A 15,569-nucleotide genomic window follows, 5' to 3' on the forward strand; every position below is an offset into this window, starting at 1 on the left:
CCGTACGCCGAACCCCGCCCGCCGCCCGCGGGCGGGGTTCGGCCATGTCCGGTGGCGTTCTCTGGACGAGGTGCTGACGCGGCATCACCGATGTGGCTAACATCACGCCCACGCGGCAAGGTGGCCGAGGCTAGATGGAGGTGCGACGTGCTGCCAGCACGAGGATCACGCGGCCGGAAATTGCGCATCTGCTCCATCTCCACCACGTGGAACACCGTGGGCGACGGCGAGTTCTTCTGCCCCGGCTGCGGCGGCGACCGCAACTACCGGCGCCGCACCGGCCGCCGCCGGTTCACTCTTTTCGGTGTCCCGCTGCTGCCGCGGGGCCTCGCCGGGCCCGTCGTCGAATGCGCGGCCTGCCACGCGCACTTCGGCATGGACGCCCTCGATCACCCGACCACCGCCCGCTTCTCGGCGATGCTGCGCGACGCCGTCCACACCGTCGCCCTCGCCGTCCTCGCGGCGGGCGGCGCCTCGTCCCGCACGGTCCTCCAGACCGCCGTCACCACGGTCCGCGCGGCCGGGTACGAGGACTGCACCGCCGACAGCCTCGCCTCGCTCATCGAGGCCCTCGAAGCCGACACGGGCCGCTTCGTCACCGACACCGACGGGCCCTGCGGCGCCGCGCTCGCCATCGAACTCCACGAGGCGCTGGAACCGCTCACCCCGCACCTCGCCCCGGCGGGCCGCGAGTCGATCCTCCTCCAGGGCGCGCGGATCGCACTCGCGGACGGCGCGTACACCCAGGCCGAGCGCGAGGTCCTGACGACCGTGGGCAACGCGCTGCGGCTCTGCGCGGACGACACCGTCCGCCTGATGGAGGCGGCGCGCGCGCCGTTCTAGCCACACGTTGTGGGCAGCGCCCCGAGTCGGAGGATCAGGCCGTGCCGACAAGGGAGTTGACGCCTTAAGGTGATCATCATGCCTTCGGTTCTCCGGCGCACGGCCGCGCTCGCCGTCCTTGTCGCGCTGCTCCCCGCCGCCCTGTCGGGATGCACGCCCGACCAGGGACCCCGGCCGTCCGCGGGGGCTGGAGAGGGGAAACCGCCTGCGGGGCAGCCGAAGGGACTCGGCGACATCATCGTCGCGGGCCGGGCCGTCACGGGGGCGGAGCCGACCGGCGTGGAGAAGGCGCCCCAGCAGCGCACGTACACGGACGGGGAGCTGTACGCCGCCGTCACCGGGTACCGGTCGATGGCCTACGGGGCCAACGGCCTAGAGATGATCTACGAGGACGTCCTCGGACCGGCCGCCCGTCACGGTGGGCGCGCGCCCGGCGATGTGGTGACGACCATCGATCCGGCGCTGCAGAAGGCCGCCGCCGACGGGCTGAGCGGGCGCAAGGGCGCCGCGGTCGCGCTGGACGTGGAGAGCGGCCGGATCGAGGCCCTGGTGAGTGCTCCGTCGTTCGATCCGGCCGCCTTCAGCGGCGCGATGCCCGAGGACGCCGAGGCGTGGCAGGAGCTGCACGGCGACGAGGGCCGTCCCCTGCTGAACCGCGCGCTGCGGCAGGCGGTGGCACCGGGCGACATCTTCCACCTCGTCGTCGCGGCGGCTGCCGTCGAGCAGGGCCTCTACCGCTCCGTGGACACCCCGACCCGCAGCCCGCTCGCCGCCGGGGTCCCCGCCCGCTGCGAGAACGCGTCCCTGCGGACCGCCCTGCGCTTCTCCTGCGACAACGTCTTCGGCGGCGTCGCGACCGACCTGGGCGAGGACGCCCTGGCCCAGACCGCCGAGGCGTTCGGCTTCAACGACGACCGGCTCGACGTGCCCGTGCGCGCCGTCGAGAGCACCTATCCGCGCGGTGGGGACGGTGCGGCGAACCTCGCCGAGACCGGCAACGGACTCGGCGGAGTGACCGCCACGCCCGTCCAGATGGCGAGGGTCATGGCCGTCCTCGCCGGCGGAGGCGGGTACGTCCGTCCGACGGTGGTCGACCACGTGGTCCGGGCGGGCGGAAGCACTCAGCGGCCCGCCACCGGTGACGCCCCGGGCCGGGTCCTCGCGCCGGCGACCGCCGATCAGCTGCGGTCGGCCCTCGGACCCTCGGCGTCCCGGACGGCGTGGGTGGCGCCACCGGCACCGGCAGCGGAGGACGGCGACGGAGCGGCCGCCTGGTCGGTGTCGTACGCCCGCGCCGGTGACGGCAGGCTCCTGGCGATCGCCGTGTGCGTCAGGGGGGCCGGCGGCACGACACCGGCTGTGCGCGTTGCCGAGGGGATCAGCCGGGCTGTCGCGGCGCGCACGGGTTCCTGAGGTCCGGCACCCGCGCACCGGAGCCGGTTCCGGCGTGTCGCCCCGCTGCCGGACACGGGGCTGACAGACGCTGGACGGATGCTGCTACTGGGACGGTCGCAGGTCGAGGCGTTGCTCGACATGGACGCGCTGATCGACGGGCTCGGTCCGGCGATGGTCGACCTCAGCGAGGGGCGGGCCTCGGTGCCCGACCGGGTGGCGGCCGTCGTGTCCGAGCAGGACGCCTTCCTCGCCGCCATGCCGGGGTACGTGCCGGCGGCAGCGGTGCTGCTGAGCAAGCTGGTGTCGGTGTTCCCGCACAACGCAGGGAAGGCCGCCAAGCCGGGCAAGGACGGCAGGGCCGGCAGGGCCGGTGTGACCGGTGCGGCCGGGCAGCCGTTGCCGACGCACCAGGCGCTGATCGTGGTGTTCGACCCGAAGACCGGTGAGCCGACCGCGCTGCTGGACGGGACCGCCATCACCGCCGCCCGCACGGCCGCCGGGTCGGCGCTGTCGGTGCGGCTGCTGGCGCGGGAGGACGCGGCGGTCCTCGCGCTCCTCGGCACCGGAGTGCAGGCGCGTACCCACGCCCGGGCGATGTGCAGGGTGCGGCCCGTCCGGGAGATCCGGGTGGCCGGGCGGGACGCGGTACGGGCCGGGGTGCTGGCCGAGGAGCTGTCGGCGGAGCTCGGCGTGGACGCGGTGGCGGCGCCCCACTACGCCGCCGCGCTCGACGGCGCGGACCTCGTCGTCGCCGCCACCCATCCCGTCGACCCGGTGGTACGCCGGGCCTGGCTCACCCCCGGCGTGCACATCGCGTCCGTCGGCTTCAGCCGGGCCGGCCGCGAGGTCGACGACGCCACCGTCGCCGACGCGCTCGTCTGCGTGGAGTCCCGGCGGGCCGCGCTGGCGCCCTTCCCCGCCGGGAGCAACGACCTGCTCTACCCGATCCGGGACGGCGTCATCACCCCGGACCACATCCACGCCGAGCTTGGCGAGCTGGTCGCGGGCAGCAGGCCGGGACGCACCTCGGCCGACCAGATCACCCTCTACAAGTCCGTCGGCGTCGCCGTCCAGGACGCGGTGGCCGCGGCGCTCGTGGTGCGCGCGGCGCGGGAGCGGTCGGTCGGGGAGCGGATCGACCTGGGCTGACGGCGGTCGCCTGGCCGTCACCCGGCCGTCGCATGACCGGTCGCTTGGCCGGTTTTCGTCGTTGCGACGGGTGAATGCGTGCCGGTACGTTGACGCGGTGACTGCCGGGTCGGCCTTGGGCCACACACGAGTAGGGCACCCGGCCTCGGCGTGACGCCGGGGCGGGCCAGAGCCCCGCCTTCTTCTGTTTTCTCTCCGCGTACGCGCGAACGAGCTTTCCGCGTACGAGCAGTCCTTCACCCTGGAGCAGAAAGCAGAGAATTGCCCAACGATTTCAATCAGACGGTCATCGACGAGTTCCGCGCCCACCAAGGCCGCGTCGGCGGGATGTTCGAGGGAGCCCGGCTCCTCCTCCTGACCACGACCGGTGCCCGGTCCGGCAGGCCCCACACCACCCCCGTCGGCTACTACCCCGACGGCGACGGCCGTGTCCTGGTCATCGCCTCGGCCGGCGGCGCGCCCAGGCATCCCGCCTGGTACCACAACCTCCTGGCCAACCCCCGTGTGACCGTCGAGAGCGGCGCCTTCACGTACGAGGCCGACGCCACCGTCCTGACGGGCGACGCACGCGACCGCGCCTTCGCCCGTGCCGTCGAGGCCGACTCCGGGTGGGCCGACTACCAGGCCAGGACGGCCCGCGTCATTCCCGTGGTCGCCCTCACCGAGGTCCCCGGCCCGCCGAACATCAACGCGAAGTCCTTCGGGGAGGCCATCAAGGTCGTCCACGACGCGTTCCGGCGGGAACTGGGCCTCATCCGCAAGGAGATAGCGGAATCCGGGACCGCCGGAGGCCTCGGCACCCAGCTGCGCGTCAACTGCCTCACCGTCTGCCAGGGCCTGCACAACCACCACACCGGGGAGGACGCGATGCTCTTCCCGATGCTCGCCGACCGCCATCCCGGCCTCGCCCCGGTGATGGACCGGCTGAAGCGGGAGCACGAGCGGATAGCCGCCCTGCTCGGCGCGTTGCGGGACGTCGTCTCCGACGAGGGGGCGGACGGCCCGCAGGTGCTCGCGGAGGTCGAGCGGCTCACCGACGAACTGGAGGAGCACCTCCGGTACGAGGAGGAGCAGCTGATTCCGCTGCTGGAGGCGTGAACACGCCGGTGGCCCGGGTCCGCGCGGACCCGGACCACCGGCGTACGCCTGCAAGCTGTACGGCTAAGGGCCGTACGCCTACTGCTCGGCGCTCGCGCGCAGCATGCCCTCGCGCTCGACGATCTTCACGCGCTCGCGGCCCTCGGCCTCGCCCAGCGCGCGCTCGGCGGCGTCCAGCCGGTACCAGCCCTCCCACGTCGTGTACTCGACGCCCTTGCCGCGCAGGAAGTCGACGACGGCGTCCTCGCCCGGCGCCTCCGGCGTGAGCAGGCGGCCCTCGCGGTGGTCCTCCAGGAGGTGGGAGACCGTCTCGTTGGCGTCACCCTTGGTGTGGCCGATGAGGCCGATGGGTCCGCGGCGGATCCAGCCGGTGACGTACGTCGACGGCATCGGCTCGTCGCCCTGCATCACGCGGCCGCCCTCGTCCGGGACGGTGCCGGAGACGGCGTCCCACGGCAGCTTGGGCAGTTCGTCGGAGAGGTAGCCGACCGCGCGGTAGACCGCCTGGACGTCCCAGGTGGTGAACTCGCCCGTGCCCTTCACATTGCCCGTGCCGTCCAGCTCGGTGCGCTCGGTGCGCAGGCCGGTGACCCTGCCGTCCTCGCCGACGATCTCGGTCGGCGACTCGAAGAAGTGCAGGAACAGCTTGTGCGGCCGGTCGCCGATGTCGCGGATCGCCCAGTTCTCCAGCGTCTTGGCGACCATGTCGACCTGCTTGTTGGAGCGCCGCGCCTCGATCGAGCCGCCGTCGTAGTCGATGTCCTCGGGGTTGACGATGACCTCGATGTTCGGGGAGTGGTCCAGCTCGCGCAGCTCCATCGGGCTGAACTTCGCCTGCGCCGGGCCGCGCCGCCCGAAGACGTGGATCTCCTTGGCGCGGTTCGCCTTGAGGCCGTCGTAGACGTTCGGCGGGATCTCGGTCGGGAGCAGCTCGTCGGCGGTCTTGGCGAGGATGCGGGCCACGTCCAGCGCCACGTTGCCCACGCCGAGGACCGCGACCTTCTCGGCCTCCAGCGGCCAGGTGCGCGGTACGTCCGGGTGCCCGTCGTACCAGGAGACGAAGTCGGCGGCGCCGTACGAGCCGTCGAGGTCGATGCCCGGGATCCTCAGCTCCCGGTCCGCCGTCGCGCCCGTCGAGAAGATCACCGCGTCGTAGAAGGCGCGCAGGTCGTCGAGGGTGATGTCGGAGGGGTAGTCGACATTGCCGAAGAGACGTATCTGCGGCTTGTCGAGCACCTGGTGGAGGGCGGTGATGATGCCCTTGATCCGCGGGTGGTCCGGGGCCACGCCGTACCGGATCAGGCCGAACGGCGCGGGCATCCGCTCGAAGAGGTCGATGGAGACGCCCGGGTCGGTGGCGGCCTCGGACTTCAGCAGCGCGTCCGCGGCGTAGATACCGGCGGGGCCGGCGCCGACGATCGCGACCCGCAGGGGGCGGGGCATGAGGATTCCCTTCGAGCGGTGGGTGGTCTGAGCTGTGGCTGCGACACCACTGCTCACCGCACTCTAAGTAAGGCTCACCTCACCTCGGTACCCGCCCCCCGCCTATGACCCCATAAGCCGGGCTTATGGGGACTCTCGCCTTCGTGCATGGTTCGCGCCAGGCTGGAGGTATGAACGGTGGAGCCGGCTGGGGCGCCAGGCTGATGAACAGCTCCATCACCGGCATGGCCCCGTGGATGCTCTTCTCGCTGCTGAGCGGTCCCGGCCGGTACGGACTGGCCGCCGCGCTCGCCGCCGCGGTGGCCCTCGCGCTCGTCCTCGTACGGGAACGGCCCGCGTTCCTCGAAGTGGCCGGCCTCGTCCTCTTCGCCGCCCTCACCGTCATCGGCCTGATCGTCCTGCCGCCCACGCTGCACTGGCTGGAGACGTACGCGGACGAGCTCGCCGACCTCACCCTCGTCGCCCTCGCGGCCGGCTCCCTCGCGGTGCGGGCGCCGCTGACGACTCCGTACGCGCGCAGGAAAGTGCCCCGGGAGTTCTGGCGCACCCCGGACTTCCTGCGCACCAACGTCGCCATCACGGCGGCGTGGGGCCTCGCCTTCCTGGCCGCGGCCCTCGCGGGCGGGGTCGGCGACCTGCTGCTGCGCAACCCCGAGAACCTGTGGACCGGCTGGATCGTCCAGGTCTCGGCGCTCGTCACCGCCGCGCGCTTCACGGAGTGGTACCCCGCCCTGGTGCGCGCCCGCCTCGCCCCCGGCACCGAGCCGAGGCCGCGCGTGTCCAGCCTCCTGATGCCCTTCGTGGGGCTGCTGATCCCGATGGGCGTCCTCGTCCTGGTCTTCGGCGCGGCGCCGAGGTGGTTCGCGATCGCGCTGATGGTGATCGGGGTGGTGCTGGCGCGGGTGCTGAGGACGGAGGTCGCGCTCGAGGAGCGGGAGGGCGAGCGGCACGAGCTGAAGTAGGGCACGGCTGCCCGGGCAGCCGGCCCGGCGGCCCGCCCGGCGGCCCGGTCAGGCCGAGAGTGCCTCGTGCCGGCCGCCCTCGCCCTGGTCGTCGGGCGCGCACGCCACCGCCAGCTCGTCCAGGGACAGCCCCAGCGCGCCCGCCAGTGCCGCCACCGTGAAGAACGCGGGCGTCGGCGCCCGGCCCGTCTCGATCTTCCGCAGCGTCTCCGCGGACACCCCGGCCGCCGCCGCGACCTCCACCATGCTGCGCTCGCCGCGCGCCTCGCGCAGCAGCGCGCCGAACCGCTCTCCGCGCTGCCGTTCCCACGGGGTCAAAGGAGTTCTCACCATGTCCGTGATACTAATACCGGTATAACAATTGGAAGGGGAGGCACCGGAACATGGTGGAGATCAAGAGCGACGCGGCCCTGGACGTGATGCGGGAGGCCGGGCGGGTCGTGGCGCACGCCCTCGCCGCCGTACGGGAAGCGGCGGGCATCGGCGTGTCGCTGCGGGAACTGGACGAGGCGGCCCGCGCGGTCCTCGACAAGGCGGGCGCCCGCTCGCCCTTCCTCGGTTACCAGCCGTCCTTCGCCCCCACGCCGTTCCCGGCGGTCATCTGCACGTCGGTCAACGACGCCGTCGTCCACGGCGTACCCACCGACTACCGCCTGCGCGACGGCGACCTCGTCAGCGTCGACTGCGGCGCGGTCCTCGACGGCTGGGCCGGCGACGCCGCGATCAGCTTCACCGTCGGCACGCCCCGCCCCGCCGACCTGGACCTGATCGACGCCACCCGGCGCGCCCTCGACGCCGGCATCGCCGCGGCCGTCCCGGGCAACCGCGTCGGCGACATCGGCCACGCCATCGGCGCCGTCGCCCGCGCGGCCCGCTGCGGCATGCCCGCGGACTTCGGCGGCCACGGCATCGGCCGCACCATGCACGAGGACCCGCACGTCCCCAACCGGGGCCGCCCGGGCCGCGGCTTCCCGCTGCGCCACGGCCTGGTCCTCGCCATCGAGCCGATGCTCATGGCCGGAGGCAACGACGACTACCGCACCGGCGAGGACGGCTGGACCCTCCACACGACGGACGGCAGCCGCGCCGCGCACATCGAGCACACGGTCGCCATCACGGACGCGGGGCCGCGCATCCTGACCCTCCCCTAGGAAGTGCCCTGGGCCCCGGCGGTCTCCGTACCACCGTCCCAGCGCAGGGACCGCCACACCCCCCGCGCCCCCGACACCGCCGGGCCCGCCCTTCGGGCCTTTGCTCCGGACGCGCATCTGCCGATGTTACGGATGGGCCGTCACCGCGAGGGCAGAAAGCGGGAAATAGACGGGGAAAGGACGGGGTTGGCGATGGATGAAGCGAAGCAGCCGGCGATGGCGGGAACCGAACCCGCCCGGGCCGTGGAGGCGGTGACCGAATTGCGTACCGCACCGGACGGCGCGCCGGTGGACCGCCGTGATGTCGGGGGAAGGGATCCGGGAATGAGCGTGCCCGTGGGGTCGTACGTCGTGGAGATCAGCACGGGGCGTGTGGGCCGCGTGACGGGGCACGAGGGTCCGCACCTCCAGCTGAGACCGTACGGCGGCGGACGCGAGTGGGAGTGTGCCGCGGAGGGGGTGCGGCCCGCGACGGACGCGGAGCGGCTCAGCGCGGCGACGGCGTACGCGAACGCCCGCAGCCGGGGCGAGGTGCCGTGACCCCGGCCACGTGGCCGGGCCCATGAGACCCGGCCTCGGCCCAGGCCCCGGCCCCGGCGCCCCGCCGCGTACGGGACAATGGCCCCATGACCCTGTTCCGCGACGACGGCATCGTGCTGCGCACCCAGAAGCTGGGCGAGGCGGACCGCATCATCACGATCCTCACGCGCGGGCACGGGCGCGTGCGGGCCGTCGCGCGCGGCGTACGGCGGACGAAGTCCAAGTTCGGGGCGCGGCTGGAGCCCTTCAGCCACGTCGACGTGCAGTTCTTCTCGCGGGGCAGCGAGCTCGTGGGGCGCGGGCTGCCGCTGTGTACGCAGAGCGAGACGATCGCCCCGTACGGCAGCGGCATCGTCACCGACTACGCCCGCTACACCGCCGGGACGGCCATGCTGGAGACCGCCGAGCGGTTCACGGACCATGAGGGCGAGCCCGCCGTGCAGCAGTACCTGCTGCTCATCGGCGGGCTGCGGACCCTCGCGCGCGGCGAGCACGCGCCGAACCTGATCCTCGACGCCTTCCTGCTCCGCTCCCTCGCCGTCAACGGCTACGCGCCGTCGTTCGAGGACTGCGCCCGGTGCGGGCTGCCCGGGCCGAACCGATTCTTCTCGGTCGCCGCGGGCGGGGTGATCTGCGGCGACTGCCGGGTCCCCGGCAGCGTCGTACCCTCTGCGGAGGCCGTGGGCCTGCTCAGCGCGCTGCTGACCGGCGACTGGGAGACGGCGGACGCGTGCGAGCCGCGCCACGTCAGGGAGGGGAGCGGACTGGTGTCCGCGTATCTGCACTGGCACCTGGAGCGGGGGCTGCGCTCCCTCCGGTACGTGGAGAAGTGAACAAGAGGAAGTAGGAGATGGAGCGCATGGCACGACGCGGATTCCTGGGCCGGTCCCGCCGCGACTACAAGGACCCCGAGCCGCACCCGTCGGGCGCGCGCCCGCCGAAGTTCCCCGGCGAGCTGGTGCCCAAGCACGTGGCGATCGTCATGGACGGCAACGGCCGCTGGGCGAAGGACCGCGGCCTGCCGCGTACCGAGGGCCACAAGGTCGGTGCCGAGCGCGTGCTGGACGTGCTCCAGGGGGCCATCGAGATGGGCGTCGGCGCCATCTCGCTCTACGCCTTCTCCACCGAGAACTGGAAGCGCTCCCCGGACGAGGTGCGCTTCCTGATGAACTTCAACCGGGACTTCATCCGCAAGACCCGCGACCAGCTCGACGAGCTCGGCATCCGGGTCCGCTGGGTGGGCCGGATGCCGAAGCTGTGGAAGTCGGTGGCCCAGGAGCTCCAGATCGCCCAGGAGCAGACCAAGGACAACGACCGCCTCACGCTGTACTTCTGCATGAACTACGGCGGCCGCGCGGAGATCGCGGACGCGGCGCAGCGGATCGCCGAGGACGTGAAGGCGGGCAGGCTCGACCCGTCGAAGGTCAGCGAGAAGACGATCCAGAAGTACCTGTACTACCCGGACATGCCGGACGTGGACCTGTTCCTGCGGCCCAGCGGCGAGCAGCGCACCTCCAACTACCTGATCTGGCAGAGCGCGTACGCCGAGATGGTCTTCCAGGACGTGCTGTGGCCCGACTTCGACCGCCGCGACCTGTGGCGGGCCTGCCTGGAGTACGCCCAGCGCGACCGCCGCTTCGGCGGGGCCATCCCCAACGAGGAGCTGCTGGCGATGCAGGGCCGGCAGGACGAGGGCGGCGAGCGGGGCCCGCAGGCGTGATCTGGGTGCACAGGCTCGTCGCGGTCGCGCTGTTCCTGTTCGCCCTGCTGGTGATGGCCTTCAGCTTCGCGGGGACCATCGAGATGGAGTCCTTCCCCGGACTGCGGGAGAACCTCACGATCCCCGTGATCGCCGTCGGTGTCTTCGCGGTCGTGGTGGCGGCCGCCGGACTGGTGCTGGCGGGGGTCCGCTCCCGCCTCGCCCAGGCGGCGACCGCCTGCGTGGTCCTGCTGCTGGCGTGGCGGGTGTACACGCTGGGGCCGGTGCTGCACTGCTGGGACCACAACAGCGTGGGGCGCGACGACGACGGTACGTACCGCTGCTACGACCTCTGAACGACGAGGCGGCATGAGTGAAGCCCTTGGCCATGGCCAAGGGCTTCACTCATGTGCGCGGGGTCCGTCAGGCGTCGCCCTTCAGCGACGCCGCGCACTCCGTGCACGTGCCGAAGATCTCCACCGTGTGCGCCACGTTCACGAAGCCGTGCTCCGCCGCGATCGTCTCCGCCCACTGCTCGACCGCCGGGCCCTCGACCTCGACCGCCTTGCCGCAGACGCGGCACACCAGGTGGTGGTGGTGCTCGCCCGAGGAGCAGCGGCGGTAGACGGCCTCGCCGTCGCTGGTGCGCAGCACATCCACCTCCCCCGCGTCGGCGAGCGACTGCAGGGTGCGGTAGACCGTCGTCAGGCCCACGGAGTCGCCGCGGTGCTTGAGCATGTCGTGCAGCTCCTGCGCGCTGCGGAACTCGTCCACCTCGTTCAGCGCCGCCGAAACGGCGGCTCGCTGTCGGGTCGACCGGCCGCGTACGCCGGTAGGTCCAGCCGTCGCCACAGGTGCCTCCTTAGCCTCGGCCCGCTCGGAAATTCGTCCAGTCCGTCGGGCCATTCTGCCAGGCCGTCCCGCGGGGCCCGGCAGACCGTACTCAGCCCTTCGCCGCCTTGACGTCGTCCGCGGGGGCGACGTCGAGGTCGCAGCTCTGCGGCGCGGCGCGCTCCGCCGCCCGGGCGCGGCGCCGGGCCAGCGGGGTGGCCAGGGCGGTCAGGACGACGAACACCGCGATGGCCATCAGCACGATCGTCGCACCCGGCGGCACGTCGTTGTAGTACGTCGTGACCGTGCCGGCCAGCGTCACGCCCGTACCGATGAGCACCGCCACCGCGAACGTCGCACGGAAGCTGCGCGACAGCTGCTGCGCGGCCGCGACCGGGACCACCATCAGCGCGCTGATCAGCAGCAGACCGACGACCCGCATGGCCACCGTCACGGTGACCGCGGCGGTGATCGCGACCAGCAGGTTGAGCGTGCGCACCGGCAGGCCGGTCACGCGCGCGAACTCCTCGTCCTGGCTGATCGCGAAGAGCTGGCGCCGCAGCCCCAGCGTGACCAGCAGCACGAAGGCCGCCAGCACGCACATCGCGACGACGTCCTCGTCCGAGACCGTCGACAGGGAGCCGAAGAGGTACGAGACGAGGTTGGCGTTCGAGCCGGTCGGGGAGAGGTTGATCAGCATGACGCCGCCGGCCATGCCGCCGTAGAAGAGCAGCGCCAGCGCGATGTCGCCGCGCGTGCGCCCGTACGTCCGGATCAGCTCCATCGTCACGGCGCCGGCGACCGCCACCAGCGTGGCCATCCAGACGGGGTTGGCGGACATCAGGAATCCGAGGCCGACGCCCGTCATGGCGACGTGGCCGATGCCGTCGCCCATCAGGGCCTGGCGGCGCTGCACCAGGTGGATGCCGACGGCGGGAGCGGTGATGCCGACCAGGACGGCCGCGAGGAGCGCCCGTTGCATGAAGGTGTCGTGCAAAAGGTCCATGATCAGGTCAGCAGTCCCGTGCGGAGCGGCTCGTGGGCCGCGTGCGGATGTACGTGGTCGTGGCCGGGCAGCGCGTGCTGGCCGACGGCCTCGGGCGGCGGCCCGTCGTGGACCACGCAGCCGTCGCGCAGCACGACCGCGCGGTCGATCAGCGGCTCCAGCGGGCCCAGCTCGTGCAGCACGAGCAGGACGGTCGTGCCGCCCGCGACCTGCTCGCGCAGGGTCGAGGCGAGCACCTCCTGACTGGCCAGGTCGACGCCCGCCATGGGCTCGTCCATGATCAGCAGGTCGGGTTCGGAGGCGAGCGCCCGGGCGATCAGCACCCGCTGGTGCTGGCCCCCGGACAGGCCGCCGACGGAGTCCTTGGCGCGGTCGGCGAGCCCCACGAGCGCGATGGCCCGCTCCACGGCCGCCTTGTCGGCCCTGGACGGCCACTTCAGCCTCGTACGCGACAGGCGGCCGGAGGAGACCACCTCGCGGACGGTCGCCGGCACCCCGCTCGCGGCGGTCGTGCGCTGCGGTACGTAACCGACGCGCGCCCAGTCGCGGAAGCGCTTCAGCTCCGTACCGAAGAGGGCGACGGACCCGCCGGTGAGCGGGACCTGGCCGATCACCGAGCGGACGGCGGTCGACTTGCCCGAGCCGTTCGCGCCGAGCAGGGCGACGACCTCACCGCGGTGCACGGTGAGGTCGATGCCGCGCAGCACGGGGCGGGCGCCCAGGGTGGCGGTGGCCTCGCGGACGGATATGACGGGCTCGCTGCTCACGTCGCTGCCTCCGTTGCGTGCTTGACGTGCGGGGGATGTCACTTGGCGCCGAGGGCCTTCTTCAGCGCCGCGAGGTTGGACTCCATCACCTCGATGTAGTCAGCGCCCTTGGACTTGTCCGTGATTCCCTCCAGCGGGTCCAGGACGTCCGTCTTCAGGCCGGCGTCCTTCGCGAGGGTCTTCGCGGTCTTGTCGCTGGCGAGCGTCTCGAAGAAGACGGTCGTGACCTTCTCCTCCTTCGCGACGTCGCGCAGCTCCTTGATCCGGGCGGGGCTCGGCTCGGACTCGGGGTCCACGCCGGAGATGCCCTCCTGGTCCAGCTTGTAGCGCTCGGCGAGGTAGCCGAAGGCGGAGTGGGTGGTGATGAAGGTGCGGGTGGAGGTGTTCTTCAGGCCCTGGTCGAACTTCGCGTGGAGGGCGTCGAGCTTCTTCACCAGCTCCGCGGTGTTCTTCTTGTAGTCGGCGGCGTGGTCCGGGTCGGCCTTCTCCAGGGAGGCGCCGACGCCCTTGGCGACCTCGGCGTACTTCACCGGGTCCAGCCAGATGTGCGGGTCGGCGCCCGCTTCCTTTTCGCCGTGGCCCTCTTCGTGACCCTCTTCCGCGTGGCCCTCTTCGTGGCCGTGGTCGTGGCCGCCGGTCTCGGTGCCGTGCGGCTCCAGCTTGGTGAGGGTCGCGGCGTCCACCGTGTTCTTGACGCCCGCCTGCTGGATCGCCTCGTCGACGGCGGGCTGGATGCCCTTGAGGTAGAGGACGTAGTCCGCCTGACCCAGCTCGCGGACCTGGCTCGCCTTGAGCTCCAGGTCGTGCGGCTCGACACCCGGCTTGGTGAGCGTGTTGACGGTGACGTGGTCGCCGCCTATCTGCTCGGCCAGGAACTGCATGGGGTAGAAGGACGCCACCACGTCCAGCTTGCCGCCGTTCCCCTTGCCGCCGGCGCCGGACGCGTCCGAACAGGCGGAGAGCGTGACCAGGCCGAGGATCACGGCTCCGGTGACGGCGGTGGTGGGTATGAGGCGGCGTCGTACGTTCATGGGATTCATTTTCATCAAAAGTGGAAACGATTGTCAACAAACGTGGTATGTGGCCCAGCCCACCCCCGATTTGATCCAGAGCCCCCGCGCGCCGCTAATCTGAAGCATTCGCCGTTCCTCATCGTCGTACTGAAGAGAGCACCGTGGCCGCCGACAAGATCGACACCATCGTCAGCCTGAGCAAGCGCCGTGGCTTCGTCTACCCCTGCAGCGAGATCTACGGCGGACAGCGCGCCGCCTGGGACTACGGGCCGCTGGGTGTCGAGCTGAAGGAGAACATCAAGCGCCAGTGGTGGCGTTACATGGTCACCTCGCGTGAGGACGTCGTCGGTCTCGACTCGTCGGTGATCCTCGCCCCCGAGGTCTGGGAGGCCTCCGGCCACGTCGCCACCTTCACCGACCCGCTCACCGAGTGCACCTCCTGCCACAAGCGCTTCCGCGCGGACCACCTGGAGGAGGCGTACGAGGCGAAGCACGGCCGCCTCCCCGAGAACGGCCTCGCCGACCTCAACTGCCCCAACTGCGGCAACAAGGGCACCTTCACCGAGCCCAAGCAGTTCTCCGGCCTGCTCTCCACGCACCTCGGCCCGACCCAGGACTCCGGCTCCGTCGCCTACCTGCGCCCCGAGACCGCCCAGGGCATCTTCACCAACTTCGCGCAGGTGCAGCAGACCTCGCGCAAGAAGCCGCCGTTCGGCATCGCGCAGATGGGCAAGTCCTTCCGGAACGAGATCACTCCGGGCAACTTCATCTTCCGCACCCGCGAGTTCGAGCAGATGGAGATGGAGTTCTTCGTCAAGCCGGGCGAGGACGAGCAGTGGCAGGAATACTGGATGGAGCAGCGCTGGAACTGGTACACGGGCCTGGGTCTCCGTGAGGAGAACATGCGCTGGTACGAGCACCCCAAGGAGAAGCTCTCCCACTACTCCAAGCGCACCGCCGACATCGAGTACCGCTTCCAGTTCGGCGGCAACGAGTGGGGTGAGCTCGAGGGCGTCGCCAACCGCACCGACTACGACCTGAGCGCCCACTCCAAGGCCTCCGGCCAGGACCTGTCGTTCTTCGACCAGGAGGCCGGCGAGCGCTGGACGCCGTACGTCATCGAGCCCGCCGCCGGTGTCGGCCGCACGATGCTGGCGTTCCTCCTCGACGCGTACAACGAGGACGAGGCCCCGAACGCCAAGGGCGTCATGGAGAAGCGCACCGTCATGCGCCTCGACCCGCGCATCGCGCCGGTCAAGGTCGCGGTGCTGCCGCTCTCCCGCAACCCGCAGCTGTCGCCGAAGGCCAAGGGCCTCGCCACCGACCTGCGCCAGAACTGGAACATCGAGTTCGACGACGCGGGCGCCATCGGCCGCCGCTACCGCCGCCAGGACGAGATCGGCACGCCGTTCTGCGTCACCGTCGACTTCGACACCCTCGACGACAACGCGGTGACCGTGCGCGAGCGCGACACCATGAAGCAGGAGCGCGTCTCCCTGGACCAGATCCAGGGCTACCTCGCGAGCCGCCTCATCGGCTGCTGACGCACGCGTCGCACCGCGCTGCGGGCGCCCGCTCCCTCACGGGGGCGGGCGCCCGTTTCGTACGCGCCCGTCGGCCGGTTGAGGAGGGCGGGGGCCGGGCCGTGGGGGGATCTTGGCGTCACCTAAGC

17 protein-coding genes are annotated in these 15,569 nt (G+C 71.8%); 11 read left to right on the forward strand and 6 right to left on the reverse strand.

Annotated features, from left to right (window positions below):
- Positions 1-147 precede the first annotated feature (147 nt).
- The 4 genes from ACIRNI_RS14405 (at position 148) to ACIRNI_RS14420 (ending at position 4,485) form a co-directional block, all read left to right on the forward strand.
- A complete protein-coding gene (locus ACIRNI_RS14405; protein ID WP_403551426.1) occupies positions 148-843 on the forward strand; it encodes a TerB family tellurite resistance protein in 696 nt (231 codons plus the stop codon).
- 78 nt (positions 844-921) lie between these two features.
- Positions 922-2,256: a penicillin-binding transpeptidase domain-containing protein gene (locus ACIRNI_RS14410; protein WP_403551428.1), complete on the forward strand. Its 1,335-nt coding sequence runs from the start codon at positions 922-924 to the stop codon at positions 2,254-2,256.
- 78 nt (positions 2,257-2,334) lie between these two features.
- Positions 2,335-3,387 (forward strand): ornithine cyclodeaminase family protein, encoded by a 1,053-nt coding sequence (locus ACIRNI_RS14415; protein WP_403551430.1) that lies wholly within the window; start codon positions 2,335-2,337, stop codon positions 3,385-3,387.
- A gap of 261 nt (positions 3,388-3,648) precedes the next feature.
- The gene (locus ACIRNI_RS14420; protein ID WP_403551433.1) at positions 3,649-4,485 is read left to right on the forward strand and encodes a nitroreductase/quinone reductase family protein; all 837 of its coding nucleotides are present in this window, start codon (positions 3,649-3,651) and stop codon (positions 4,483-4,485) included.
- A gap of 78 nt (positions 4,486-4,563) precedes the next feature.
- Here the strand turns inward: ACIRNI_RS14420 and ACIRNI_RS14425 are convergent, their stop codons facing one another.
- Positions 4,564-5,928: an FAD-dependent oxidoreductase gene (locus ACIRNI_RS14425; RefSeq protein WP_403551435.1), complete on the reverse strand. Its 1,365-nt coding sequence runs from the start codon at positions 5,926-5,928 to the stop codon at positions 4,564-4,566.
- A 170-nt stretch (positions 5,929-6,098) separates the two neighbouring features.
- Here ACIRNI_RS14425 and ACIRNI_RS14430 point away from each other — a divergent pair, with 170 nt between their 5' ends.
- A complete protein-coding gene (locus ACIRNI_RS14430) occupies positions 6,099-6,890 on the forward strand; it encodes a hypothetical protein (RefSeq protein ID WP_403551437.1) in 792 nt (263 codons plus the stop codon).
- Between the two features lie 48 nt (positions 6,891-6,938).
- Here the strand turns inward: ACIRNI_RS14430 and ACIRNI_RS14435 are convergent, their stop codons facing one another.
- Entirely contained in the window at positions 6,939-7,223 is a 285-nt protein-coding gene (locus ACIRNI_RS14435; protein ID WP_403551439.1) for a helix-turn-helix domain-containing protein, read from the reverse strand.
- A 50-nt stretch (positions 7,224-7,273) separates the two neighbouring features.
- Between ACIRNI_RS14435 and map the strand changes: the two genes are divergently transcribed.
- From map to ACIRNI_RS14460, 5 genes are all read left to right on the forward strand, one after another.
- Positions 7,274-8,041: a type I methionyl aminopeptidase gene (map, locus tag ACIRNI_RS14440; RefSeq protein ID WP_403551441.1), complete on the forward strand. Its 768-nt coding sequence runs from the start codon at positions 7,274-7,276 to the stop codon at positions 8,039-8,041.
- Between the two features lie 324 nt (positions 8,042-8,365).
- Entirely contained in the window at positions 8,366-8,581 is a 216-nt protein-coding gene (locus tag ACIRNI_RS14445) for a hypothetical protein (RefSeq protein ID WP_403551443.1), read from the forward strand.
- An 86-nt stretch (positions 8,582-8,667) separates the two neighbouring features.
- Complete coding sequence (gene recO, locus ACIRNI_RS14450; RefSeq protein WP_403551445.1) at positions 8,668-9,414, forward strand: DNA repair protein RecO; 747 nt, start codon at positions 8,668-8,670, stop codon at positions 9,412-9,414.
- Positions 9,415-9,440: 26 nt separating this feature from the next.
- Positions 9,441-10,301: an isoprenyl transferase gene (locus ACIRNI_RS14455; RefSeq protein ID WP_403551447.1), complete on the forward strand. Its 861-nt coding sequence runs from the start codon at positions 9,441-9,443 to the stop codon at positions 10,299-10,301.
- Entirely contained in the window at positions 10,298-10,636 is a 339-nt protein-coding gene (locus ACIRNI_RS14460; RefSeq protein WP_403551449.1) for a hypothetical protein, read from the forward strand. The genes ACIRNI_RS14455 and ACIRNI_RS14460 overlap by 4 nt, the downstream gene beginning before the upstream one ends.
- Positions 10,637-10,703: 67 nt before the next feature.
- On the opposite strand, the gene ACIRNI_RS14465 is transcribed toward ACIRNI_RS14460, so the two are convergent.
- The 4 genes from ACIRNI_RS14465 to ACIRNI_RS14480 all read right to left on the reverse strand — a co-directional run bounded on the left by ACIRNI_RS14465 (position 10,704) and on the right by ACIRNI_RS14480 (position 13,915).
- Entirely contained in the window at positions 10,704-11,132 is a 429-nt protein-coding gene (locus tag ACIRNI_RS14465; protein ID WP_403551451.1) for a Fur family transcriptional regulator, read from the reverse strand.
- A 91-nt stretch (positions 11,133-11,223) separates the two neighbouring features.
- On the reverse strand, positions 11,224-12,117 hold the full coding sequence (locus ACIRNI_RS14470) for a metal ABC transporter permease (RefSeq protein WP_403551453.1): 894 nt from the start codon (positions 12,115-12,117) through the stop codon (positions 11,224-11,226).
- Between the two features lie 2 nt (positions 12,118-12,119).
- The gene (locus ACIRNI_RS14475; protein ID WP_403551455.1) at positions 12,120-12,884 is read right to left on the reverse strand and encodes a metal ABC transporter ATP-binding protein; all 765 of its coding nucleotides are present in this window, start codon (positions 12,882-12,884) and stop codon (positions 12,120-12,122) included.
- A 38-nt stretch (positions 12,885-12,922) separates the two neighbouring features.
- Positions 12,923-13,915 (reverse strand): metal ABC transporter substrate-binding protein, encoded by a 993-nt coding sequence (locus ACIRNI_RS14480; RefSeq protein WP_403551457.1) that lies wholly within the window; start codon positions 13,913-13,915, stop codon positions 12,923-12,925.
- Between the two features lie 143 nt (positions 13,916-14,058).
- Here ACIRNI_RS14480 and ACIRNI_RS14485 point away from each other — a divergent pair, with 143 nt between their 5' ends.
- Entirely contained in the window at positions 14,059-15,441 is a 1,383-nt protein-coding gene (locus ACIRNI_RS14485; RefSeq protein WP_403551459.1) for a glycine--tRNA ligase, read from the forward strand.
- Positions 15,442-15,569: the final 128 nt, after the last annotated feature.

Source organism: Streptomyces sp. NPDC093546 (assembly GCF_044765045.1).
Lineage (GTDB): Bacteria > Actinomycetota > Actinomycetes > Streptomycetales > Streptomycetaceae > Streptomyces.

Bases quoted from the DNA above. Each gene is read 5' to 3' on its own strand.
- ACIRNI_RS14410 (WP_403551428.1), top strand. From the start codon at position 922: ATGCCTTCGGTTCTCCGGCGCACGGCCGCGCTCGCCGTCCTTGTCGCG.
- ACIRNI_RS14415 (WP_403551430.1), top strand. From the start codon at position 2,335: ATGCTGCTACTGGGACGGTCGCAGGTCGAGGCGTTGCTCGACATGGAC.
- ACIRNI_RS14425 (WP_403551435.1), bottom strand. From the start codon at position 5,928: ATGCCCCGCCCCCTGCGGGTCGCGATCGTCGGCGCCGGCCCCGCCGGT.
- ACIRNI_RS14430 (WP_403551437.1), top strand. From the start codon at position 6,099: ATGAACGGTGGAGCCGGCTGGGGCGCCAGGCTGATGAACAGCTCCATC.
- ACIRNI_RS14435 (WP_403551439.1), bottom strand. From the start codon at position 7,223: ATGGTGAGAACTCCTTTGACCCCGTGGGAACGGCAGCGCGGAGAGCGG.
- map (WP_403551441.1), top strand. From the start codon at position 7,274: ATGGTGGAGATCAAGAGCGACGCGGCCCTGGACGTGATGCGGGAGGCC.
- ACIRNI_RS14445 (WP_403551443.1), top strand. From the start codon at position 8,366: ATGAGCGTGCCCGTGGGGTCGTACGTCGTGGAGATCAGCACGGGGCGT.
- recO (WP_403551445.1), top strand. From the start codon at position 8,668: ATGACCCTGTTCCGCGACGACGGCATCGTGCTGCGCACCCAGAAGCTG.
- ACIRNI_RS14455 (WP_403551447.1), top strand. From the start codon at position 9,441: ATGGCACGACGCGGATTCCTGGGCCGGTCCCGCCGCGACTACAAGGAC.
- ACIRNI_RS14470 (WP_403551453.1), bottom strand. From the start codon at position 12,117: ATGGACCTTTTGCACGACACCTTCATGCAACGGGCGCTCCTCGCGGCC.
- ACIRNI_RS14480 (WP_403551457.1), bottom strand. From the start codon at position 13,915: ATGAACGTACGACGCCGCCTCATACCCACCACCGCCGTCACCGGAGCC.